A 1,459-nucleotide genomic window follows, 5' to 3' on the forward strand; every position below is an offset into this window, starting at 1 on the left:
AAAGGTGTTTGCCTATTTTAACCAAGAGCAATAACCACCCCAGGGTGGTTTTTGTTTAGAGGAACCACATATTATGAGCTTGGAGCGTTACCATCAAAAAAGGAATTTTAATAAAACTTCTGAGCCTAAAGGGAACGTACATCATTACCAGCAACACCGCTTTTATATCCAAAAGCATGCAGCTTCTCATCTTCATTATGATTTTCGTCTCGAATTAGATGGTGTTCTCAAAAGTTGGGCAATCCCCAAAGGACCTTCTTTAGATCCGAGTGTCAAACGTTTAGCCATACACGTTGAGGATCACCCTATCGAATACGGCAACTTTGAGGGCATTATTCCCAAAGGAGAGTATGGTGGAGGCACCGTGATGCTCTGGGACAAAGGAGAATGGGAATCGCTGGATAAAAATCCCCTGCAAGCTTATAAAAAAGGACACCTACGTTTTGAATTGCATGCAGAAAAACTTGGAGGTCGATGGGATTTAATCCGGTTCAAAAAAGAAGATAAATCCTGGTTTCTTATTAAATATAAGGACAATTATGCCCGAAAAGATGATTATGATATTACTACCGAAGAAACCAAGAGTGTTCTTAGCCAACAATCAATCGAGGAAATTGAAAAAATTATCAAGCCATTTGGACCAAGACCGGGTTAAAAACCTAAAAACCAAAAAATCCATATTAATCTGCCATCCGCTAGTATGCCAGAAACAATTTCACCACAATTAGCCACCCTGGTGGGTAAACCACCATCAGGTGAGAATTGGCTACATGAAATTAAGTTGGATGGTTATCGGATTATTGCTTTTAAGCATGGCAAACAAGTACGTCTCATGTCGCGAAATAATAAAGATTGGACCACTAAATTTCAAACTATCATGAAAGCTATTGAGAAAATACCTATAACTAGACTGATCCTCGATGGCGAAATTGTCCTTTTTGATGAACAAAATAGATCAAGTTTTCAATTATTACAAAACGCCTTGGACTCAGACGATAATTCACCTTTTATTTATTATGTATTTGACCTACTTTATTATGATAAATGGGATGTGCGTTCTCTTTCCCTTTTAGACAGGAAAGCCTTATTAGAACCTTTACTAACATCTAAAATACCTAATTTGCATTTTAGTGATTATATCCTGGGGGAGGGTAAAGAGATTTTTGCCTATGCCTGCGATTTGGGTTTAGAAGGTATTGTTTCCAAATTTGCAACCAGCACCTATATTACAAGACGTTCTAAATCATGGTTAAAAGTTAAATGTCTAAAACGTCAAGAGTTTGTTATTGGGGGGTTCAGCCCGCCTAAAAATTCACGAAATTGCTTTGGCTCGCTCTTTTTAGGGCTTTATGATAAAGAGGGAAATTTTATCTACAATGGTAATGTTGGCACAGGATTTAGCGAGGCCTCGTTAAGAGCAATCTATGAGGAGTTAAAAAACACATTGTTACTAAAAACC

The 1,459-nt window shown here is 37.7% G+C and carries 2 protein-coding genes; both read left to right on the forward strand.

All coding sequences use genetic code 11. The annotated features are described in order from the left end of the window. Positions 1–73 precede the first annotated feature (73 nt). Positions 74–655 carry a DNA polymerase ligase N-terminal domain-containing protein gene (locus BN58_RS14470; RefSeq protein ID WP_019217433.1) on the forward strand — a complete coding sequence of 194 codons (582 nt, stop codon included), beginning with the start codon at positions 74–76 and terminating at the stop codon, positions 653–655. Positions 656–700: 45 nt separating this feature from the next. Beyond that, positions 701–1,459, forward strand: a 759-nt coding sequence (gene ligD / locus BN58_RS25815; protein ID WP_198009910.1) for a non-homologous end-joining DNA ligase, incomplete at its 3' end; no start/stop codon positions are given.

It is taken from the genome of Legionella tunisiensis, assembly GCF_000308315.1.
GTDB classification, from domain to species: Bacteria; Pseudomonadota; Gammaproteobacteria; order Legionellales; family Legionellaceae; genus Tatlockia; species Tatlockia tunisiensis.